The organism is Streptomyces sp. NPDC005803 (assembly GCF_040630435.1).
GTDB lineage: Bacteria > Actinomycetota > Actinomycetes > Streptomycetales > Streptomycetaceae > Streptomyces.
Genome location: NZ_JBEXXO010000002.1, coordinates 271,255 through 293,048, shown reverse-complemented (window position 1 = coordinate 293,048; position 21,794 = coordinate 271,255). Strand labels below are relative to the sequence as shown.

Below are 21,794 nucleotides of genomic sequence, written 5' to 3'. Positions count from 1 at the left end.
GAACGAAAATTTTCGAGCGCCCGCACTGCGGTTCCCGCAGCGGCCGATCCCGTTGCCCTGACCCGATCTTGACGGCAAACCGTTGATCAGTGATCTCCGGGCGACGAATTCCGAAGGAAAACAGCTATTGACCAGCGGAAGGCGTCGGTATTGCATGACGCGCTGGGAGCACCGGAACCATTCCTCACACCTCGTCCGGAGGCGATACCGCTCCCGCGCTCAGACACCGCACCTGTTGATCGGAACCCGACTCGATGACCGACACGCTCAGCGCTCCACAGGCACTCGCCCCCGCGACCGGACCCACCCCGCAGAAGCTCAAGCGTTCCATCGGCGTCGTCGGGGGGACCCTGCTCACGCTCTCCTGCGTGACTCCCGCCTCCACCCTCTTCGTGGTGGTGCCGGACCTGTTCTCCAGCCTCGGTACGTACACCGCGCTCACCATCGCCATCGGCTCGCTGCTCTGTATCGCGGTGGCCTTCTGCTACTCGGAGCTGGGCACCCTGATCCCCAGCGCCGGCGGCGAGTACGCCATGGTGTCGACGATGGCGGGCCGGCTCGCGGGCTGGCTGGTCTTCGTGCTCTCCCTGCTCGTCGTCATGATCGTGCCCCCGGTCATCGCCATGGGGACCGCCGACTACCTCGCGCCCCTCGTGCACATCCCCGCCTCCCTCGCCGGGGCCGGCGTCATGGTGCTGGCGACCCTCGCGGGCCTCCTCGACCTGCGCGCGAACGCGTGGATCACCGGCATCTTCCTGGTGCTGGAAGTGATCGCCGCCGGCGTCGTGGCCGTCCTCGGGTTCGCCCACTCCGAGCGGGGCGCCTCCGCGCTCGTGCACGGCACCGTCGCCGCGCCGGGCGGCAGCAACTCGACCGTCACCGCCATGATGGTCGTCTCCGGGCTCGCCATCGCCCTCTTCATCACCCAGGGCTTCTCCACGGCCGTCTACCTCTCGGAGGAGCTCGAGGACCCCCGGCGCAACGTGGCCCGCACGGTCCTCGCCACGCTCGCGATATCGACGGCCGTCATCCTCGTTCCCGTCGTCGCCATCACCCTGGGCGCGCCCGACCTGGCGGCGCTGACCTCCGGCGACCTCAGCGGCATGGTCGAGGCGTGGTCCAACTCGGCCGTCGGCACGTTCGTCAGCCTCTGCGTCGCGCTCGCCATCATCAACGCCGGCATCGTCATGGTCATCCAGAACTCCCGGGTGCTCTTCGCCTCCGCCCGCGACAAGGCGTGGCCCGCGCCGGTCAACGCCGCCCTGTCGCGGCTCGGCCGGTTCGGCTCGCCGTGGGTGGCCACACTCGTCGTCGGCGTCCCGGGAGCGGCGCTCTGCTTCGTCAACCTCGACACGCTGTACGGCGTCACCGGCGTCTCCGTCACCGCCATGTACCTGCTCGTGGCCGTCGCGGCGCTGCTCTGCCGACGAGGCTCCCACCGCGACGCGCCCGCCTGGCGCATGCCGCTCTGGCCCGTGATCCCGGTGCTGCTGATCCTGGTCCTCGCCTACATCCTGACCCAGCAGGAGACCGAGTACCTGCTCTGGACCGGCGGGATCACCGCGGTCGCCACGCTCTACTGGGCTCTGTACCTGAGGCCCCGCCGCGAGACCCGGTGGCTGGTGAGCATCCCCGAGGACGCGCAGGCCTGAGCCGGGTTCTCCGGTGATCGGGTGACTCCGGGCACGGGTACGTCATGCCGGACCGGCCGTGCGGTTAGGCATGCGGGCATGACATGTGACTCCCCACCGAAGACCACCGGATTCCTCCGTACCCAGCGTCTGCGCGCCGTCGGCGCCGCCGGCGTCCTCCTGGCCGCGGCCCTGCTCACGGGCTGCGGCCAGGACAGCGGCGACACCTCGACGGACACGGCCACCTCGGAAGCCGCGCGTGCCGTCCCGGAGCGGACCACCACGCCCACGAACAGTCCGAGCGCTTCGGCGACCGCCGCGCTGACCAAGGACCAGAAGGACCGCAAGACACTCCTCGACTCCACCAAGATCACCTTCGACAAGGCGGTCACGACGGCCGAGGGCGCCGTCAGCGGCGGCAAGGTGATCGAGCTCGACCTGCGGGGCCCGGGGGCGTCGGACGACGACACCGACCGGGAGAGCGCGTCGCCCACCGCGACCGCCTCGCCCACCGGGACCGCGTCGCCCACCGGGACCGCCTCGCCCACCGGGACCGCGAGCCCCTCCCCGACGGCCACCGCCGCCTCTCCCACCGGGAGCGCCTCGCCGGCCGCCACCGGCCCGGAATGGGTCGCGACCGTCGCGGCGAAGGACGGGACCGAGCACACCGTGCGCATCGACGCCGTCTCCGGCAAGGTGATCAAGTCCACCGAGGTCACCGACCAGGACGCCGGGGAGAAGAGCCGCACGGCCGACCAGGTCACCCAGGCCAAGCAGACCCCGCAGCAGGCGGCGAAGGCGGCCACGGCCAAGAAGAAGGGCACGGTCACGTCCCTGGACCTGGACGACAACGACAAGAACGTCCTCGTCTGGTCCGTGGACGTCGTCGACAAGAACTGGAACAAGACCACGGTGGACGTCGACGCGGCCACCGGCGCCGTCACCTCCGAGGAGACCCAGACCGACTGAGGCCGGCACGGCCCGCGCCACCGCACGCACGCCCCCGGTTCGCACGGACCGGGGGCATCTCTTCGCGCGGGGCACGGACCGGCCCCGGGTCAGACGGTCTCCGCGTGGGCCCCCTGCGGCTGCTCGCCCTCCGGGGACTCGAACTGCGTCCGGTACAGCTCCTCGTACCGTCCGCCCGCGGCCAGCAACTCGGTGTGGGTCCCGCGCTCGACCACCCGGCCCTCCTCGACGACGAGGATCAGGTCGGCCGCGCGCACGGTCGACAGCCGGTGCGCGATCACCACGGCGGTGCGACCCTCCAGCGCCTCGGCCAGGGCCTCCTGCACCGCGGCCTCCGACGTCGAGTCGAGGTGCGCGGTCGCCTCGTCGAGGATGACCACGCGCTGGCGGGCCAGCAGCAGCCGGGCGATCGTCAGCCGTTGGCGCTCACCGCCCGAGAGCCGGTATCCCCGTTCGCCCACCACCGTGTCGAGCCCGTCGGGCAGCGAGGCGACCAGCCCGTCGAGCCGGGAGCGCCGCAGCGCGTCCCAGATCTCCTCCTCGGTCGCCCCGGGCCTGGCCAGGGTGAGGTTGGCGCGGACCGACTCGTGGAAGAGGTGCCCGTCCTGCGTGACCATCCCGAGCGTCTCGCGGATCGACTCGGCGGTCAGATCGCGCACGTCGACGCCCCCGAGCCGTACGGCGCCGGAATCGGCGTCGTAGAGCCGGGGCAGCAACTGCGCGATCGTCGACTTGCCGGCGCCGGACGAGCCGACCAGGGCGACCATCCGGCCGGGCTCGGCCCGGAAGGAGACCTCGTGCAGGACCTCCGTGCCACCGCGGGAGTCGAGCGTCGCGACCTCTTCGAGCGAGGCGAGCGAGACCTTGTCAGCCGACGGATACCCGAACGACACCCCGTCGAACTCCACGGACACCGGCCCCTCCGGCACCCTGCGCGCATCCGGCTTCTCGTCGATCAGGGGCTTCAGATCGAGGATCTCGAAGACCCGCTCGAAGCTCACCAGCGCGCTCATGACCTCGACCCGGGCACCGGCCAGTGCCGTCAGCGGGGCGTAGAGGCGGGTCAGCAGCAGGGCCAGGGACACGACGGCGCCCGCCTCCAGGCTGCCGCGCAGCGCGTAGTAGCCGCCGAGTCCGTAGACGAGCGCCAGGGCCAGCGCGGAGACCAGGGTGAGTGCCGTGATGAACGTGGACTGCGCCATGGCCGTACGGACGCCGATGTCGCGGACCCGGCTCGCTCGGGCGGCGAACTCGGCGGACTCGTCGTCGGGCCGGCCGAAGAGCTTGACGAGTGTCGCCCCGGGGGCGGAGAAGCGCTCCGTCATCTGCGTGCCCATGGCGGCGTTGTGCGCGGCCGCCTCACGCTGCAGCCGCGCCATGCGGGAGCCCATCCGGCGAGCGGGGACGACGAAGACCGGCAGCAGGACGAGCGCGAGCAAGGTGATCTGCCACGAGATGGTCAGCATCACCGTGAGGGTCAGCAGCAGGGTCACCAGATTGGACACCACCCCGGACAGGGTGTTGCTGAACGCCCGCTGCGCCCCGATCACGTCGTTGTTGAGCCGGCTCACCAGGGCGCCGGTGCGGGTCCGGGTGAAGAAGGCGACCGGCATCCGCTGGACATGGTCGAAGACGGCCGTGCGCAGGTCCAGGATCAGGCCCTCGCCGAGCGTGGCCGACAGCAGACGCGTCAGCAGACCGAGGCCCGCCTCGGCCACGGCGATCACGGCGATCAGCAGCGCGAGCCGGGTGACGGTGCCGCCCTCCTTGCCCTGGACGATCGCGTTGACCACCCGGCCGGCCAGCACCGGGGTGGCCACCGCCAGCAGAGCCATCACGACGCTCAGCAGCAGGTAACGGTAGAGCTCCCGGCGGCGCGGCCGTGCGAAGGAGGCGATCCGGCGCACGGTGGCCCGCGAGAACGGTCTGCGGTCCTGTTGGGCGTTCATCGCGCTGTGCAGCGATGACCAAGCGGTTACTTCCATACTCATGCGGTGCCTCCGGGACACGAGAAAGCCTGTGTGGCTCCCGGTGACCGGACACGGACTGACCGGACACGGACCGGGGCGCAGGGAGAACGCTATGAGCTCAAGCGGACTTGAGGTCAACCGTTTTCCCCCGAAGGGCGCCCCGATCGGCGGTCGAAGAGCGCATTCCGCGACAAACGCGCAGGTCGGCCGGGCGGACGCCCATTCCTTGGAGCCCTCTGCGGCGCCATGGACGGACCACGTAGAATCGGCCCCTGTTTCCGGCCGGACGATGGCATACCCAACCGATTGAGGCAGTGCGACGTGAGTTTCACCGACAGTACCGAGGCACCGATCTACGCCGGACTCGTGGAAGAACACGGGGATGTGCCGGCCGAGGTACGCCGGGTGGCTGAGGAGACGCTGCGCGAGGCCGACCGGGCCATCGACTTCAGCGACGTGCGCAGGGCGGCGGCTTACCGGTAGCGCCGCTGCGGCGCCGCCCCGGGGACGAGGCCGTGGTCCCGCGGCTCCGGACCCGCCCCCGGTGCCTCCCAGGCGCCCCGCCGGCCGCACGCCCTCCGCGTCGGCCCCCGGCCTCCCGCGTCAGGCGCGCGGCTCCGCACCCTGTGCCCCGCCGTCACGACGTCTCGTACTGCGGACCCGGCTCTCCCGTCGGAGCATGGAACGAACAGTCGCGCGACGACATCGGGACGAAGGGAAGCCGATGGGTGGTGAACGGCATGAGCCGCCACCGGACGGGTTCGAGGCCGAGCTGGACCAGATCGACGCCCTGAACCGCATGGCGGCGCCCCGCCCCGGCCCACCGGACCGGCAGGCCCCGGGCGACGGGACGGCGCAGGAGGCCGCACGACGCCGTGACTCCCTGCTGCTCGCCGCGGGGCACGCCGTCGCCGCGGCGGACTCGCTCGACGAGGCGCTGAAGCTGGTGGGCGCGCTGTACGCCCCCGACTTCCCGCTGGACGGCCAGTGCGTGTTCGGCAGCGGCGAGGGAATGCTGAACGTCCTCGGGCAGTACGGATTCCGGCCCGGGGGAGCCGACCGGGGCTTCCGCATGCCGATGACGGCCGGCTACCCGGCCGCCGAGGTGGCCAGAACCGGGCGGGCCGTCTACCTCGCCTCCCCGCAGGAGTACCGCCGCCGCTTCCCGGCGACCTGGCACATGTCCGCCGGCAAGAACCGCGAGGCGTGGGCCTTCCTCCCCCTGGTGACCGCCGGACGGATCACCGGAGTGTGGCTGGCCGCCTTCCGCGAACCCATGGAGTTCACCGCCCCCGAGCGCTCCCTGCTGACCACGACCGGACGGATGATCGCCCAGGTGCTGGAACGCGCCAGGGTCAGCAGAGCCGAGCTGGAGCTCTCCCGCGGCCTGCGGCTCAGCATGCGCACGGACGGCCCTGCCCTGACCGGACTGAGCGTGGCGACGCGCTACGTCCCGACCGGGGGAGGTCTCATGGTCGGCGGCGACTGGTACGACAGCATCGACCTGCCCAACGGCCGGCTGGCCCTGGTCATCGGCGACGTGCAGGGACACGATGTGCACGCCGCGGGGCTGATGGCCCAGCTGCGCACCGCCGTACACGCCTACGCCGCGGAGGGGCACGGCCCGGACGCCGTACTGGCCCGGGCCTCCCGTTTCCTCACCACCCTCGACGAGGACAGGTTCGCCACCTGCCTCTACATCGAGGCCGACCCGTCCACCGGCGACCTGCACATCGCACGGGCGGGTCATCCGCACCCGGTCCTGCGCACGCCGGACGGCACCTGCCTGATCAAGCACATCAGCGGCGGCCTGCCGCTGGGCCTGATGCCGGGCGAGGAGGACTACCCCGTCGACATCGTGCGCCTGCACGACGACGAGGTCCTGATGCTGTGCACGGACGGGCTGATCGAGAACGGCGGCCGCGACATGTACAGCGGCTGGGTCCGGGTGCGCGACGCGTTCTCGCCCGGCCCCGTCGACGACCTCGAGGCAATGGCCGACCGGCTCATGTCGGCCGTGCTCAGCCTGGAACCAGGGGCCCTGGAGGACGACATCGTCCGGGACGGCGACGACATCGCCCTCCTGCTCCTGCGCCGGGACCCCGGACCGGCGCGGGCAGAGGTGGCCAGACGCCGGCTGATGCTGACCGTGGGCCAGGACCAGGGCCAGGGTCTCGCCGAGGCCAGGGCCGAGCTCAAGGCGCTGCTGCACGACTGGGCGCGGCCGGACCAGGTGGACACCGCCGTGCTCCTGGCGACCGAACTCCTCGGCAACGTACTCGTCCACACCGACCAGGACGGCGCGCTCAACGCCTACGTCACCGGCGAGACCGGCCGTCGCCGGTTGCTCGTCGAGGTCATGGACCGCGGCGACGAACTGCCCCACCAGCGCACACCCGGTGAACTCGCCTCGTCGGGCCGCGGACTGATGCTGCTGGACATCCTGGCCGACCAGTGGGGTGTGCGCCCCGAACCCGAGGGCAAGACGGCGTGGTTCGCGCTCACCGAAGCACCCCCCGCGGACGCCGGCGACACCGCCGAGGCCTGACCCCGCACGCGCGGCCCTGCCGCCGTGCCGACAACCCCGACGTGCGTCCCCTGCCGCCTCGGCGGGGTGCCAGGGGTGCCCGTGCTGAAGTGTTCCTGTCAGAACCGTTGACAGGCTCCCTCGTCGGCTGGCTTCATGGGCAGCGCTATGGGAGCGCTCCCACGCCGGTCGCGGATCCGCGCCCCCCACCGACGTACGGAAGGGACTGTTCCGTTGCGCTCGCTCACTCTCGCCACCCTGCGAAGACGGCTCCGAGGGGCCGGTGCCGGCCCCCCTGCTCATCGGCCCCGCCGCCCCGGCGCGATCGCCCTGGCACTCGCCCTCGGCGCCGGCCTGCTGCTCCCGCTGTCCGGCAACGCGGCCGCCACGCCCGCCTTCGACTACGGCGAGGCCCTGCAGAAGTCGGTGCTGTTCTACGAGGCGCAGCAGTCGGGCACGCTCCCCGGCACCAACCGGGTCGGCTGGCGCGGTGATTCCGCCCTCGACGACGGCAAGGACGTCGGTCTGGATCTCACCGGTGGCTGGTACGACGCCGGTGACCACGTCAAGTTCGGCCTGCCGATGGCCTTCTCCGCCACCATGCTCGCCTGGGGCGGTGTCGAGGAGGACGCCTACGCGGCCTCCGGCCAGCTTGTCCACCTGCGCGACAACCTCCGCTTCGTCGACGACTACTTCCTCAAGGCGCACCCGTCGCCCAACGTCCTGTACGGGCAGGTGGGCAACGGCGGGGACGACCACAAGTGGTGGGGACCGGCCGAGGTGATGCCGATGAAGCGGCCCGCCTACAAGATCGACGCCTCCTGCCCCGGCACCGACCTGGCCGGTCAGACGGCCGCGGCCCTGGCCTCCTCGTCGATGGTGTTCGCCGACAGCGACCCGGCGTACGCGGCGAAGCTGATCACCCACGCGAAGCAGCTGTACACCTTCGCCGACGTCTACCGCGGGAAGTACAGCGACTGCATCACCGACGCGCAGGCGTACTACAACTCCTGGAGCGGGTACCACGACGAGCTGGTCTGGGGGGCGATCTGGCTCTACAAGGCCACCGGTGACGCCTCGTACCTCACCAAGGCCGAGTCGTACTACGACGACCTCTCGACCGAACCGCAGAGCACCACGCGGTCCTACCGCTGGACGCTCTCCTGGGACGACAGTTCCTACGGGTCGTACGTGCTGCTCGCGCAGCTGACGGGGAAGCAGAAGTACGTCGACGACGCCAACCGGTGGCTCGACTGGTGGACGGTCGGCGTCAACGGACAGCGCGTGGCCTACTCGCCGGGCGGCCAGGCCGTGCTGGACAGCTGGGGATCCCTGCGGTACGCGGCGAACACCGCCTTCGTGGCGTTGAGTTACTCCGACTGGCTGACCGGCGACAGCACCCGCAAGGCCCGTTACCACGACTTCGCCGTCCGCCAGATCGACTACGCGCTCGGCGACAACCCGCGCCACTCGAGTTACGTGGTCGGCTTCGGCAGCAACCCGCCGGCCAAGCCGCACCACCGCACCGCCCACGGTTCGTGGACCGACCAGATGAACAACCCCGTGGAGAGCCGGCACACGCTGTACGGGGCACTGGTCGGCGGGCCCGGCGCGGCGGACGACTCGTACACCGACGACCGTTCCAACTACGTGAACAACGAGGTCGCCACCGACTACAACGCGGCCTTCACCGGTGCGCTGGCCCGGCTCTACGGGGAGTACGGCGGGGCCCCGCTCACCGGCTTCCCGCGGCAGGAGACGCCGGACGGTCCGGAGATGTCCGTCCAGGCGTCGGTCAACGCGGCGGGCAGCAACTTCACCGAGATCAAGGCGTACGTGGTCAACCGGTCCGCGTGGCCGGCGCGCGCCCTCACCGACGCCTCCGTCCGCTACTACTTCACCCTGGAACCCGGCGTCACACCCGGACAGATCAGCGTCACCACGAACTACAACCAGTGCGGTGAGGTGACCGGCCCCACGCATGACGCGGGCGACGTCTACTACGTGACGGTGGACTGCTCGGGCACGGACATCGCACCGGCCGGACAGTCCGCGTACCGCAAGGAGGTGCAGTTCAGGGTCACCTCGGCCGGGGCCTGGGACCCGGCGGACGACTGGTCCTACCCCTCGTCGGCCACGACCCCCGGCACCACGCCGGTGGACGCCCCGCACATGGTGCTGCTGGAGGGCGCGGCGCCCCAGTGGGGGAGCGCGCCGGACGGCACGGACCCGGACCCCACCCCCGACCCCGATCCGACCACCACCCCCGGCCCGACGCCCGGTCCGACCACGACCCCCGGCCCGACGCCTGACCCGACCACGACCCCCGCCCCGACCGGCTCGTGCGCGGTCACGTACCGGGTCAGCCAGTCCTGGGGCAGCGGATTCACGGCCGACGTCACGGTCCGCAACACCGGGCCGGCCCTGGTCGACGGGTGGCGGCTGGACTTCGCCTTCGGCGGGGCCGAGACGCTCACCCAGGCCTGGAACGCGACCGCCGCCCAGACCGGCTCCCGGGTCACGGTGAAGAACGCGGCCCACAACGCGGGGATTCCCCCCGGCGGCACCGTCTCCTTCGGATTCCAGGCCGCCGGTGCGCCGGCCGGTGCGCCGGCCCCCTTCACCCTCAACGGGACGGAGTGCCGCTGATCCGTCCCAGGGGGCTGTCCCGGCGGCGGCCGGGACAGCCCTTCGGGCCGCCGGCCGGGCCCTGTTCCCGGCCCCGCTGCGGTAGCGGCGACCCTTCCTGCCGCGCTGGGGAAGGGCCTGGTTTCCTGGGTACGCCGACGCGCACCACCTGGCGTCCGCCCGTCCCACCCGAAAGAGAGCGCATGAAGATCGTTGACGCGAAGGTCGTCGTCACCAGCCCCGGACGCAACTTCGTCACCCTGAAGCTGACGACCGACGACGGCCTCACCGGCCTCGGTGACGCCACACTGAACGGCCGGGAGCTGGCAGTCGTCAGCTACCTCACCGACCACGTGGCGCCCCTGCTCACCGGCCTCGACCCGCACCGGATCGAGGACACCTGGCAGTACCTGTACCGCGGCGCGTACTGGCGGCGCGGGCCGGTGACCATGGCCGCGATCGCCGCCGTGGACGTGTCCCTGTGGGACATCAAGGCGAAGGCCGCCGGCCTGCCGCTCTACCAGCTGCTGGGCGGAGCGAGCCGGGAACGCGTCGGCACCTACGGCCACGCCAACGGCCGCGACATCCCCGAACTCCTCGACTCCGTACGGGCCAGGCTCAGCGAGGGGTACCCCGCCGTCCGCATCCAGACAGGCATCCCCGGGCTCAAGGCCGTGTACGGGGTGTACAGCCAGGACGACGCGGGCGCACCGGTCGCCCACCAGCAGGCCCGCCCGCTGGTGGAGGACTGGGACACGGACGCGTACCTGCGCCACACGCCAGCCGTCTTCGAGGCGGTGCGTGCGGAGTTCGGCGCCGAGCTGCCGCTGCTCCACGACGCCCACCACCGGCTCACGCCGGTCCAGGCCGCGCGGCTCGGCAAGGACCTGGAGCCCTACCGGCCGTTCTGGCTGGAGGACTGCACCCCCGCCGAGAACCAGGAGGCCCTGCGCCTGGTCCGCCGCCACACCACGACGCCCCTGGCCGTGGGCGAGGTCTTCAACACCGTGTACGACTACCAGACGCTGATCACCGAACAGCTCATCGACTACGCGCGCTCCGCCGTCACCCACTTCGGCGGGGTCACACCGCTGCGCAAACTCTTCGACTTCGCCGCCCAGTACCAGGTGAAGAGTGCCATCCACGGGCCGGAGGACATCTCGCCGGTCGGCATGGCCGCCGCCGTCCACCTCGATCTCGCCGTCCACAACTTCGGCATCCAGGAGTACTCGGGCCACAACTCCCTGACCGAGGAGGTGTTCCGGCACGCGTACACCTTCACCGACGGCTACCTGCACCCGGGCGAGGCGCCGGGCATCGGGGTGGAACTGGACGAGGAGGGAGCGGCCGCGCATCCGTACGCGCGGGCCTACCTCCCCGTCAACCGGCTCCGGGACGGCAGCGTCCACGACTGGTGAGACACGGGGCGCCGCCGCGGGGGGCCCTGGACAGCCCTCAGGCAGGCTGAAGACTCGCGTACACCCCTTCCCGGCTGATGAGTTCCTCGTGCGTGCCCACCTCCGCGATCCGGCCGCCCTCCATCACCACGATGCGGTCGGCGCCCTGGATGGTGGAGAGCCGGTGGGCGACGACGAAGACGGTCCGGCCGTGCACGAGCCGCGAGAGGGCTTCCTGCACGAGGGCCTCGGAGCGGTTGTCCAGTGCGGAGGTGGCCTCGTCGAGCACCAGCACCCGGGGGTCGCGGATCAGCGCCCGGGCGATGGCGAGCCGCTGCTTCTGGCCGCCCGAGAGGCGTGCGCCCCGCTCGCCGACGACCGTGTCCAGGCCGAGCGGCAGGTCCTTGACGAACTCCAGCGCGTTGGCGTCCGCCAGCGCGCGTATCAGTGTGGCCTCGTCCGTGTCGCCCATGCCGTACGTCACGTTCTCGCGGATGCTGCCCTCGAAGAGGATCGATTCCTGCGGCACCACGGAGAGGAACCGCCGGTAGCTGCGCAGATCGAGGCCCGCCATGTCGGTGCCGTCGAGCATGATGCGCCCCGAGGTGGGCCGGATGAAGCCGATGAGGAGATTCAGGACGGTGGACTTGCCCGCGCCCGACGCGCCGACCAGCGCGATGGTCTCGCCCGGCCGCGCGGAGAGCGTGAACCCGTCGACCGCGGGGCCCGCGCCCTCGTAGGCGAAGCCGACGTCCTCGAAGTCGATCCGGCCGCTGACCTGCTCGACCTGCGCCTTGCCGGCGTTGTGTTCGAGGTCGGGCGCCTGGAGCACCTCGCCGGCCGAACGCACCGATTCCAGGCCCTTGGTGAGGACGGGGGCCAGGCCCAGCAGCGTGGTCACGGAGCCGGTCAGCACGGTGAAGAAGGCGCTCAGCATCACGACGTCACCGGCGGTGATGGGCATCCAGCCGTGGTACGCCACCAGTGCGGATCCCGTCAGGCACAGCACGCCGAGCGTGTTGAGGATGACCCAGGCGAGGGATCCGAAGCGGCCGTTGATCACATCGAGTCGCAGGCCGGCCGCGAAGACCTGTCGCAGCGAGCCGTCGACCCGGCCGAGCGCGGTGCGCTCCAGTCCGTGGGCACGCGTGATGGGGATGAGTGTGGTCATCTCGCCGACGCGGGAGGAGAGCTGCTCGACCTCGCGCCGGAAGGACTCGTTGTGGCTGCGCAGCCGGGCGCGCAGCTTCATGACGAGGAAACCCGCCGCGGGCACCACGATCAGGAAGACCGGCAGGAAGGCGGGCACCCGCACGCCGATGACGACGAGACCGCCGACCAGGGTCACGACGGCACCGAGCCCCATGTCGGCGCTCTGCTGCATCATCTGCTCCACCGACTCCACGTCGCGGACCACCTTGGCCTGCAGGACGCTCGAACTGACCCGTGCGTGATAGCCGATGGACAGCTGCTGCATGCGGCGGCACAGCGCGGAGCGCAGGGTCGTGCCCATGCGCCGGATGCTGCCACCGAGGCAGCGTACGTACCACTGATGGAGCGGGTAGTTGATGACGAGGATGAACAACAGGACGCCGGTGGACTTCCACAGCCCGGATTCCGGGCCGTGCTGGACGACCACGTCCAGGACCGTGGCGGTGATCAGGGGAAGGAGCCAGATGGGGCTGTGCTTCACTACGAAGATGACGACCGCGAGTGCCAGCCGCCCGCGGTCGGGGCGGAAGAGGTGGCCGAGGGTGCGGACCGGGTTCTCGCCGCGGTAGCGGTGGTCGAGGTGGTCGAAGGACGCCAAGGGTTCGGCGAAGGGGGAAACCGCTTTCTGCATGGGGACCATCCCACCCCGGTCCTGCCGTCCGGGGCAACCCCGTCCCACGGACGGGACAGGAGTGCCTGAGGCCCGACGGTCCTCAGGGCACGCGGACCTCGCCCGGCAGCGGCTCGGGCGCGGGGGCCTTGCGGCCCGGGCGGCCCGCCGAGGCGATGACGCCGGTGACCAGGCCGGCCAGCAGACCCCAGAACGCGGAGCCGATCCCCAGCAGCGTCACGCCGGAGGCCGTGGCGAGGAAGGTCACCACGGCCGCTTCCCGTGACGCCTTGTCGGCGAGAGCCGCCGTCAGGGAGGCCTCGATGGTGGCGAGCAGGCCGATCCCGGCGATCGCCAGGACGAGTTCCTGCGGCATCGCGGTGAGGAGCGAGGCGACGGTCGCGCCGAGCAGGCCGACACAGAGGTAGAACACGCCCGCCCACACCGCCGCGAGGAAGCGCCTGTCCCGGTCGGGATGCGCCTCCTCGCCCATACAGATGGCGGCCGTGATCGCGGCCAGATTGAGGCCGAACGCACCGAACGGGGCCAGGACGGCGTTGGCCACGCCGGTCCACGTCATCAGGGGCGACACCGGCACCTCGTAGCCGGCCCCGCGGATCACGGCGACGCCGGGCAGGTTCTGCGAGGCCATCGTGACGACGAACAGGGGAGCGCCGACACTGACGAGGACCTTCCAGTCGAACTCCGGCGTGGTGAAGACGGGAGTGGCCAGGGCGAGCCGGACCTCGCCCAGCTGCCAGCCGCCGGTGAACACGGTGGCCAGGACGCCCGCGGCGAGTGCCAGCAGTACCGCGTACCGGGGCAGCAGGCGCCGGCCCAGCAGGTAGAGGACGAGCATGGGGAACGCGACGGCGAACCCGCCGTGCATCGTGCTGAACAGCCCCGTGCCGAACCGCAGCAGCACCCCGGCGAGGAGCGCGGCCGCCAGCGGCACCGGGATCCGGCCCATGAGGCGGCTGAACCAGCCCGTCACCCCGCTCACGAGGATGAGCAGCGCGGAGAAGACGAACGCGCCGACCGCCTGAGCCATCGGCACACCGCTCAGTCCGGTGGTGAGCAGCGCTGCCCCCGGCGTCGACCACGCGGTCACCACCGGGGCCCGGTAACGCAGGGACAGCCCGACACAGGTGCAGGCCAGGCCGACGCCGAGCGCGAGCATCCAGGAGGAGATCTCGCGCGAGTCCGCCCCCGCCGCCTGCGCGGCCGTGAAGACCAGCGCGGCCGAACTGGTCACCCCGACCATGACGGCGATCAGCCCGGCGACCACGGCGGAGGGCGGAGCGGCCGAGCGTATGCGGGTGATCGCCGTCATGAGTGAGCCGCTTTCCTGTGCTGTGCCTGACCGGGTGCTCCGTCCGGCCGCGCCGATGGACGCCGGAAAGACCCGTGTGCCGACGTTCGTTCCATATACGGAACGTTCTGTATGTGGAACACTAGAGACGCGGGCCGACGCCCGTCAACCAGAATGGTGGAGCGGGTGCACGGCCGATGGGTCTGAACGAGGACGTGGGGCGCAGGCTGCGAGCGCTGCGGACCGAGCGGGACCTCTCACTGTCCGAGCTGTCCCGGCGTTCCCGCGTGGGCAAGGGCACGCTCTCGGAGCTGGAGAGCGGGACGCGCAATCCCACGCTGGAGACGTTGTACGCACTCACCACCGCGCTCGGCCTGCCGCTCAGCGCCGTATTGAGCGACCCGCTGCCGTCGGGCGGCCCGGGCCCGGCTCCCACCGGCGTCTCGGGGAGTGCCGTCACCGCGGTGCTGCTCGAACGCCACGAGGACGAGGCCGCGGTCACCGACGTGTTCCGCGTCCGCATCCGCGCCGGAGCCGTCCAGGAGTCCCAGGCGCACGTCCCGGGCACATGGGAGAGCCTGATGGTGCTGACGGGCACCGCCGTCGTCGGCCCGCCGGACGACACCAGGACGGCCGGCCCCGGCGCCAGTGCGCACTGGCGGGCCGACGCGCCCCATGTCTACGGCGCGCCCGAGGGCGACGTGGAGGGCGTCCTCTTCGTCCGCAGCCCGGCCGGGTCGCCGGCGGCCCCGGGGAGCCCGTAGGGCCCGTCAGCGGGTCACGCCGCGCTCAGCAGGTTGACCAGACGGATGTAGCGGACCCAGTCCCAGAGGGGGCCCGGGTCCGTGTGGTCCGTGCCCGGTACCTGCGCGTGTCCGAGGATGTGCGCGCGGTCCTTGGGGATGCCGTAGCGGTCGCACACCGAGGCGGTCAGCAGGGCCGACTTCTCGTACATGGCGTCGGTGAAGTAGGCGGGCTGGTCCACGTAGCCCTCGTGCTCGATGCCGATGCTGCGCGTGTTGTAGTCCCAGTTCCCCGCGTGCCAGGCGATGTTCTTCTCCCGCACGCACTGGTCGATGTAGCCGTCCGCCGAGCGCACCACATAGTGCGCCGACACCTGTTTCGCCGGATTCTGGAAGATCGCCACGGCGTCCGAGAACGTCTCCTGGGTGACGTGGATGATCACGTACTGCACCGGATACGCCGAAGGCCTGGTCGAGACCGTGTAGTTGGAGGTCGAGGCAGGTGCCCAGTGGGCCGACGGATAGTCCGTGTCGCCGGCCGTCGCCGCGGTGGCGCGGACGGACGCGGGGATCAGCGCGGCCGCGGCCGTCGCCGCGGCGCCCTGAAGGATCCTTCTGCGGTCCATGCGTTCTCCTGGGGTGTGGGGGTGGGTAACAGGAGGGGGCGATGGTTCAGTTGCCCGGACCCGGGGCGCCGGCCGGTGGATCCTCGTTCGCGTGGAACCCGCCCGTCCGGGCCACCCGCTCCGGATACCGGAAGGTGATCTCCGGTGTACGGCCGAGCGACGTGCGCGCCCCACCGTACGGGTGCCGCGCGGGTGACGGAAGACGGCAGGATCGCGAAATCGGTTCAGGAGGCGGGGAGTTGGGACGCCGGACGGGAGGATCCGGCGGCCCGGCAGGGCGGCGGGAGGTCAGCGGGTGAGCGGACGCGGCAGCTTCAGCGACGTCACGGACGTCTCGATCCCGGAGTCGACCAGCCGGCCGTCCGCGTCGAAGGCGCCCGTACCGTCGGTCATGCCGAAGTCGTTGTCGTTGACGAGGGCGAGCGTGTCCCGGCCCGTCACCGCCACGCCCTCGATCTTCCCGGGCACGCCGGCCACCGTGCCCAGGTCGACGACGAGACTCTTGCGCAGGACCGGGACGCCCGCGGCCGTGGGGTCCACCAGCTCCTCGTACGAGGGCGAGGCGGCCGCGACGTCCCAGCGGGAGCCCAGGATGCCGGCGCCGCGGGGGAGCGTGACCCGGTGCAGACGGGCCGCCCGGTCGGTGCGCTCCTCGACCAGGAGGTCGTCGCCGCCGACCGCGACGACCGAGGAGATCTTCAGCTCGGACGTGTCGTCCTCACCCGGGTCCACGACACCCACCGGGTCGAAGCGGTACGCGTACTCCGCCGTGACCGCACGCTTCTTCGTGGAGAAGCGCAGCAGCCGCACATTGCGCGAGGCCTCGCCCGCGTCCTGGTCGGGCAGCGAGAGGGGGCTCTGGACGGCGAGCACCAGATCGCCGCCCGGCAGCAGTGCCAGGCCTTCGAAACCGCGGTTGGTCTTCCGGTGGAGCAGGACGCCGGGCAGTGCCTCCACGACGGGGTAGTCCGCGCCCTCGAGGTGCAGGCCCTGCGGAACGTAGCGGGCCAGGACCCGGCCGCGTGCCGAGACGTGCACCAGGGACGGGCCGTATTCGTCGGCCAGCCAGAACGAGCCGTCCGCGGCGCGCACGATGCCCTCCGTGTCCAGGCCGTTCGGGTCGTACGGGAGAGGCGTCCTGGCGTCGTAGGAGTACGGGGCCTCGTCCCGTCCCGCCTGGTTCGGCAGACCGCTGACGGGCGCACCGGAACGGGTGGTCAGCGGGATGGACCGCAGCACCTCCACGCGCTTGCCGCTCACCCGCACCTTGACGATCGCCGGGTCGAAACCGGGGACGGGGAAGGTACGCCGCTTGGTGCCGTCGACCTTGATCTGGCCGTTCGGTCCGCGGTCCGTGACGGTCCAGAACTCGCCCTCGCGGTCCGCCGGGTAGATGTCGCTGCCGATCCCCCCGAGCATCACGCCGCGGTCGTCCTCGACGGATCCGGGCAGCATCCCGTTGCTGAAGCCGGCCAGCGGGACGTCCCCGAGCAGGGCGCTCGCGGTGACCCGCGCGGTGCCCTCGGGACGAGGGTGCCGGTCCTGAGCGCCGGTTGCGGTACCCGCGACCACCACCGTGCCGAGCAGAGCGAGCGGCAGCCCGACGGCAAGGGATCGACGGACGACACGCGCGGACATGGGGCCTCCTGAGGAGCGGACGATCTGACGGCCGTCACGTTCCGCCGCTCGCCTCAACGCGTGGTGACACCGAGCTGAACTCCGGGACTCGACGCGGCGGCGGGCAGGGGCGATGCGCTCCTGCCCGCCGCCGGTGAGCAGGTGTCAGACGTCGGAGGGGGCCGTCGCGTCCGCCCAGGCCGCCGCCGGATCCTCGTCGGAGGGCCCCACCGGAGTCCAGCGGCCGCTCTCCTTGCGGTACGGATACCAGCGCCCGTCCCGCCCGTAGCGCAGTTGCACCGTGCCGTCCGCCGACGTCCAGCGGTTGCGCTCGGACCGCAGCCCGGGTGCCTCGTCCTCCTCCCAGGCCCCGGCGAGCCGTGACCTGGCACGGGCGAGGGCGGCGGCGTCGGGTACCCACTCCTCGTCGAGCACGGTGAGCGCGGCGGCGGCGCCGTACCGCCACGCCCGCACCGCTGCCGGCAGACCGGCGCGCTGCCGGCCCGAGCCGGTCGCCAGCCGGTTCGCGATCCACGGCTCGGGCCGGGCCTCGGCCGCCAGCCGTACCGCGTCCTGCTCGGGCGTGAGCCCGGGCGGGACCGGCTGCTGTCCGTGACGGGGCGACAGAGCCTCGGCCAGCATCCGGTGGGCCCGCACCGCGCCGTCCGCGGCCAGCATCTCCAGGGCCGTGGGGTCCACGCCCGGTTCGGGTTCGGTGTCGGTGTCCAGGGAGGGCGCCGGGCCCGGTTCGCCGGGAAGCACCGGCACCGGGGGCAGGGGCGGAAGGATGCCGGCCGCCGCGTAGGCCTCCGCTGCCGAAACCCCGCGCACGGCCCGCTCCCCGGTCTCCTCGGCGGGCGCGTCCACCGCGTCCGACGGGCCGTGCCCCGCCGCCCTGACCGCGATCCGCACCTGGAGCTCGTCCAGCAGCCGCCGCTCCCCTCGGCCCCGCAACAGCAGCAGGACGAACGGATCCTGGTCCAGCAGCCGCGCCACCTGGTAGCAGAGGGCGGCCGTGTGCGGGCAGTGGTCCCAGGCCTCGCAGCCGCACTCGGGGTCGAGGTCGCCGATCCCCGGCAGCAGATCCACCCCGGCCGCCGCCGCGTCCTCGACCAGATGCGGCGGCATCTCCCGGTCGAGCAGCGCGGCGATGTGCCCGGCCCGGTCGACGGCCATGTCCAGGAAGCGGTCCCACTGCCCTTCGGTCAGTTCCTGGAGCAGTACGTCGCTGCGGTAGCCGCTCTCGTTCCCGTCCCGGACCACCGCGGTGATCCGGCCCGGCCGGACGGACACCGCGCCCACCCGGCCCTCACGCGCGAACCTGCGGCCCCTCTTGAGCTGCTGTCCGTCCAGCGCGGTGTCCTCCAACGCCTTCAGCCAGGCCCGGCCCCACCAGGACTCCGCGAAACCGCGCCCCTGCGCCGCGGGCAGCGCGGCGAAGGTGCGCTCCTGCCCGGGCGCCGTGCCGTCCTGCCCGTCCCCGTCGCCGAACGCGTCCGGCTCGTATCCGTCGCTCATCGTGCGCCCCCTCGCAGCTCCACCAGATCGGCCAGTTCCGCGTCGCTCAGCTCGGTCAGGGCGCTCTCGCCGGAACCGAGCACCGCGTCCGCGAGCCCCTGTTTGCGGGCCAGCATCTCCGCGATCCGGTCCTCGATCGTGCCCTCGGCGATCAGCCGGTGGACCTGGACCGGCTGGGTCTGCCCGATGCGGTAGGCGCGGTCCGTGGCCTGCGCCTCGACGGCCGGGTTCCACCAGCGGTCGAAGTGGACCACATGGCCCGCGCGGGTGAGGTTGAGCCCGGTGCCCGCGGCCTTGAGCGACAGCAGGAAGACCGGAGCCCCGCCCGACTGGAACCGGCTGACCATCGCCTCACGCTGGGCCACCGGCGTCCCGCCGTGCAGGAACTGGGTGTCGATCCCGCGTGCCGCGAGATGTCGTTCGAGCAGCCGGGCCATCTGCACGTACTGGGTGAAGACGAGGACGCCGGCGCCCTCCGCGATGATGGTGTCCAGCAGTTCGTCGAGCAGTTCCACCTTGCCCGAACGGTCCGCGATCCGCGGCTCCTCCTCCTTGAGGTACTGCGCGGGATGGTTGCAGATCTGTTTGAGCGCGGTGAGCAGTTTCACCACCAGACCGCGCCGGGCCATCCCGTCGGCTTCGGAGATGGCCGCCAGGGTCTCCCGCACCACCGCCTCGTACAGGCCCGCCTGTTCGGCCGTCAGCGCCACCGCGCGGTCCGTCTCCGTCTTCGGCGGAAGCTCCGGGGCGATCCCCGGGTCGGACTTGCGCCGGCGCAGCAGGAACGGCCGGACCAGAGCGCCGAGGCGTTCGGCCGCCGCCGGGTCGCTGCCTCCCTCCACCGCACGCGCGTACCGGGTGCGGAAGGCGCCCAGCCGGCCGAGGAGGCCGGGGGTCGTCCAGTCGAGGATGGCCCACAGCTCGGAGAGGTTGTTCTCCACGGGGGTGCCGGTGAGGGCGACCCGTGCCTGCGCGCCGATCGTGCGCAGTTGCCTGGCCGTCGCCGAATACGGGTTCTTCACGTGCTGGGCCTCGTCGGCGACGACCATGCCCCACCGCGCGGCCGCGAGCCGGGGCGCGTCCAGCCGCATCGTGCCGTACGTGGTCAGGACGAACTCGCCGTCCACCAGCGCCTCCAGGCTGCGTGACGCGCCGTGGAAGCGGCGGACGGGAGTGCCCGGGGCGAACTTCTCGATCTCCCGCTGCCAGTTGCCCATCAACGAGGTCGGGCAGACCACCAGAGTGGGTCCGGCGGCGCCGTCGAGGGTCTGACGGTGCAGGTGCAGGGCGATCAGCGTGATGGTCTTGCCGAGCCCCATGTCGTCGGCGAGACAGCCGCCGAGCCCGAGCGAGGTCATGGTGTGCAGCCAGTTCAGGCCGCGGAGCTGGTAGTCCCGCAACGTCGCGGTGAGCGCGGCCGGCTGACCGACCGCCGGCTCGTCGTGCCCGGACTCCGGGTCCGCGACGCGTTGCCGCAGGCGCTCCAGCCAGCCCGTCGCCCGGACCTCGACCCGGTGGCCGTCGATCTCGGTGGAACCGGTCAGCACGGCGCCCAGCGCGTCGATGGGGGAGACCTTGCGGTCCTGCGTGGCGCGGGCGCGACGCGCCTCCTCGGGGTCGATCAGCACCCACTGGTCGCGCAGCCGCACCAGCGGCCGTCCCGCCTCGGCGAGCCGGTCGAGTTCGGCTCGGCTGAGCGTGTGGTCACCGAGCGCGAACCACCAGTCGAAGGCCAGCGGCGAGCCGGCGGCCGCCAGCGGCGCGATGTCCGACGCGTCGCGGGCCGGTCCCCGGTCCCGGGCCCTGTCGTCGTCCGCCTCGTCCGAGGGGCCGACCACCGCGCGCGCCGTGAGTGTGCGGGCCAGCTCCCGCGGCCAGTGCACCTGGACACCCGTGGCGGCGAGGGCCCGTGCGGCGGGGCCGAGGAGGTCGGCGATCTCCTCGTCGGCCGGCTCCACGCAGTCCGGCACGGCCGCCGACAGCAGTGGTGTCAGGGGCGGCCAGGCGCGGGCGGCCCGGCGCAGCATCACCAGGGTGTCCATCCGGGCCCTCGGCCCGAACGCCGCGGCGGCCGGACCCGAGCCCGCCCAGAGCGCGGCGGCGTCGGCGACCAGCGTCGGGTCGCTCACCCCGTGGATCTGCGGAACGACGGTGAAGGACGGGCCGCCGGGTTCCTCGGAGGGCGCCTCACCGCTCCGGTCGAGGCCCGACACCTCCACGCGCAGCGAGAGCCGGACGCCCGCGTCGTGCCCGGCGGCGACATCGGTGACCCAGGCGCGCTGACCGGGCAGGCGCTGCGGCGTTTGCGCGGCGAACGCCGTGCCGCCCGCGGCGATCGACGCGGCGGGTGTACGCGGCAGCCCGTCCGCGACCGCGTCGAGGAACTCCCGTACCAGCCACTCCGGTTCGGGCAGCAGGAGGGGCTGTGCCAACGCGTCGGCCGGCGCCGCGTGGGCGGTCGGCGGCATGGACGCGGCAAGGGTACGGATCCGCGTGCGGTCGTCCGCCGTGAGGGGGCCGGCCCGCCACGTGTCGTGATCCGTGGCGCTCAGGCCCGGCAGCAGCAGCCCCCGGGCGGCGAACTGCAGGGCCAGCAGCCCCGCCGCTCCCCAGAACCGGGCCGCCGCCGAGGCGTGCGCCGCGGTCCTGGCCCGGGTGAGCACCGCGAGCGCGTCACGTACGGGCAGGATCCGGGCCGGCACCGCGTACGGCAGGGCGTCGGCGCCGGCGACGGTGAGTTCCTCGACAGTTCCGGGAGCGTCGGGCGGACTGCTCCCGTCCGGATACCAGAAGGCGACCCGTCCGGTCCGGGAGGGGTCCGCGGGCAGGAAGACCACGTCGCAGCCGGCGAGTGCGGAGATCTCGGAGAGCGTTGCTGCGGGGAGGCGGTGCACAGCGATAGCAAAGTCCTCAAATTTGACTAGTGAGCCGAGGTCGCCGAGGGTACTCCTTCGCCGATGCTGCCGGGAGCCCACCACGTGTGATTCGCGTCACTCGTTCATGTCCCTTATGTCCGCCAGGTGTGGCCAGCCCC

14 protein-coding genes are annotated in these 21,794 nt (G+C 72.2%); 7 read left to right on the top strand and 7 right to left on the bottom strand.

The features are described 5' to 3' along the window. Positions 1 to 254: 254 nt before the first annotated feature. Entirely contained in the window at positions 255 to 1,652 is a 1,398-nt protein-coding gene (locus ABZ454_RS04000) for an APC family permease (protein ID WP_359535963.1), read from the top strand. A 78-nt stretch (positions 1,653 to 1,730) separates the two neighbouring features. Then, complete coding sequence (locus ABZ454_RS03995; RefSeq protein WP_359535962.1) at positions 1,731 to 2,600, top strand: PepSY domain-containing protein; 870 nt, start codon at positions 1,731 to 1,733, stop codon at positions 2,598 to 2,600. 89 nt (positions 2,601 to 2,689) lie between these two features. On the opposite strand, the gene ABZ454_RS03990 is transcribed toward ABZ454_RS03995, so the two are convergent. After that, positions 2,690 to 4,591, bottom strand: a complete 1,902-nt coding sequence (locus ABZ454_RS03990; protein WP_359535961.1) for an ABC transporter ATP-binding protein — start codon at positions 4,589 to 4,591, stop codon at positions 2,690 to 2,692. A 300-nt stretch (positions 4,592 to 4,891) separates the two neighbouring features. Between ABZ454_RS03990 and ABZ454_RS03985 the strand changes: the two genes are divergently transcribed. The 4 genes from ABZ454_RS03985 to manD all read left to right on the top strand — a co-directional run bounded on the left by ABZ454_RS03985 (position 4,892) and on the right by manD (position 11,143). Continuing rightward, on the top strand, positions 4,892 to 5,053 hold the full coding sequence (locus ABZ454_RS03985) for a hypothetical protein (protein ID WP_356316403.1): 162 nt from the start codon (positions 4,892 to 4,894) through the stop codon (positions 5,051 to 5,053). Between the two features lie 241 nt (positions 5,054 to 5,294). Continuing rightward, on the top strand, positions 5,295 to 7,118 hold the full coding sequence (locus ABZ454_RS03980; protein WP_359535960.1) for a SpoIIE family protein phosphatase: 1,824 nt from the start codon (positions 5,295 to 5,297) through the stop codon (positions 7,116 to 7,118). A gap of 213 nt (positions 7,119 to 7,331) precedes the next feature. Beyond that, positions 7,332 to 9,746, top strand: coding sequence for a glycoside hydrolase family 9 protein (locus ABZ454_RS03975; RefSeq protein WP_359535959.1), 2,415 nt, complete (start codon positions 7,332 to 7,334; stop codon positions 9,744 to 9,746). Positions 9,747 to 9,928: 182 nt separating this feature from the next. Further along, positions 9,929 to 11,143 carry a D-mannonate dehydratase ManD gene (gene manD, locus ABZ454_RS03970; RefSeq protein ID WP_359535958.1) on the top strand — a complete coding sequence of 405 codons (1,215 nt, stop codon included), beginning with the start codon at positions 9,929 to 9,931 and terminating at the stop codon, positions 11,141 to 11,143. A 37-nt stretch (positions 11,144 to 11,180) separates the two neighbouring features. On the opposite strand, the gene ABZ454_RS03965 is transcribed toward manD, so the two are convergent. Both ABZ454_RS03965 and ABZ454_RS03960 read right to left on the bottom strand, forming a co-directional pair. Further along, entirely contained in the window at positions 11,181 to 12,965 is a 1,785-nt protein-coding gene (locus tag ABZ454_RS03965) for an ABC transporter ATP-binding protein (protein ID WP_359535957.1), read from the bottom strand. Positions 12,966 to 13,047: 82 nt separating this feature from the next. Beyond that, positions 13,048 to 14,277, bottom strand: coding sequence for a benzoate/H(+) symporter BenE family transporter (locus tag ABZ454_RS03960; protein WP_359535956.1), 1,230 nt, complete (start codon positions 14,275 to 14,277; stop codon positions 13,048 to 13,050). 176 nt (positions 14,278 to 14,453) lie between these two features. Between ABZ454_RS03960 and ABZ454_RS03955 the strand changes: the two genes are divergently transcribed. Then, a complete protein-coding gene (locus tag ABZ454_RS03955; protein ID WP_359535955.1) occupies positions 14,454 to 15,020 on the top strand; it encodes an XRE family transcriptional regulator in 567 nt (188 codons plus the stop codon). Between the two features lie 14 nt (positions 15,021 to 15,034). On the opposite strand, the gene ABZ454_RS03950 is transcribed toward ABZ454_RS03955, so the two are convergent. The 4 genes from ABZ454_RS03950 to ABZ454_RS03935 form a co-directional block, all read right to left on the bottom strand. Then, entirely contained in the window at positions 15,035 to 15,625 is a 591-nt protein-coding gene (locus tag ABZ454_RS03950) for a peptidoglycan recognition family protein (RefSeq protein ID WP_359535954.1), read from the bottom strand. 288 nt (positions 15,626 to 15,913) lie between these two features. Then, positions 15,914 to 17,263, bottom strand: a complete 1,350-nt coding sequence (locus ABZ454_RS03945) for an esterase-like activity of phytase family protein (RefSeq protein WP_359535953.1) — start codon at positions 17,261 to 17,263, stop codon at positions 15,914 to 15,916. A 144-nt stretch (positions 17,264 to 17,407) separates the two neighbouring features. Then, positions 17,408 to 18,760, bottom strand: coding sequence for an SWF or SNF family helicase (locus ABZ454_RS03940; protein WP_359535952.1), 1,353 nt, complete (start codon positions 18,758 to 18,760; stop codon positions 17,408 to 17,410). Further along, entirely contained in the window at positions 18,757 to 21,654 is a 2,898-nt protein-coding gene (locus ABZ454_RS03935) for a DEAD/DEAH box helicase (RefSeq protein ID WP_359535951.1), read from the bottom strand. Before ABZ454_RS03935 ends, ABZ454_RS03940 begins: the two co-directional genes overlap by 4 nt. Between the last annotated feature and the right edge of the window lie 140 nt (positions 21,655 to 21,794).

Coding starts and splice junctions, on each gene's coding strand:
- ABZ454_RS03950 (WP_359535954.1), bottom strand. CDS start 15,625: ATGGACCGCAGAAGGATCCTTCAGGGCGCCGCGGCGACGGCCGCGGCC.
- ABZ454_RS03960 (WP_359535956.1), bottom strand. CDS start 14,277: ATGACGGCGATCACCCGCATACGCTCGGCCGCTCCGCCCTCCGCCGTG.
- ABZ454_RS03995 (WP_359535962.1), top strand. CDS start 1,731: ATGACATGTGACTCCCCACCGAAGACCACCGGATTCCTCCGTACCCAG.
- ABZ454_RS03965 (WP_359535957.1), bottom strand. CDS start 12,965: ATGCAGAAAGCGGTTTCCCCCTTCGCCGAACCCTTGGCGTCCTTCGAC.
- ABZ454_RS04000 (WP_359535963.1), top strand. CDS start 255: ATGACCGACACGCTCAGCGCTCCACAGGCACTCGCCCCCGCGACCGGA.
- ABZ454_RS03980 (WP_359535960.1), top strand. CDS start 5,295: ATGGGTGGTGAACGGCATGAGCCGCCACCGGACGGGTTCGAGGCCGAG.
- ABZ454_RS03940 (WP_359535952.1), bottom strand. CDS start 18,760: ATGAGCGACGGATACGAGCCGGACGCGTTCGGCGACGGGGACGGGCAG.
- ABZ454_RS03990 (WP_359535961.1), bottom strand. CDS start 4,591: ATGAGTATGGAAGTAACCGCTTGGTCATCGCTGCACAGCGCGATGAAC.
- manD (WP_359535958.1), top strand. CDS start 9,929: ATGAAGATCGTTGACGCGAAGGTCGTCGTCACCAGCCCCGGACGCAAC.
- ABZ454_RS03945 (WP_359535953.1), bottom strand. CDS start 17,263: ATGTCCGCGCGTGTCGTCCGTCGATCCCTTGCCGTCGGGCTGCCGCTC.
- ABZ454_RS03955 (WP_359535955.1), top strand. CDS start 14,454: ATGGGTCTGAACGAGGACGTGGGGCGCAGGCTGCGAGCGCTGCGGACC.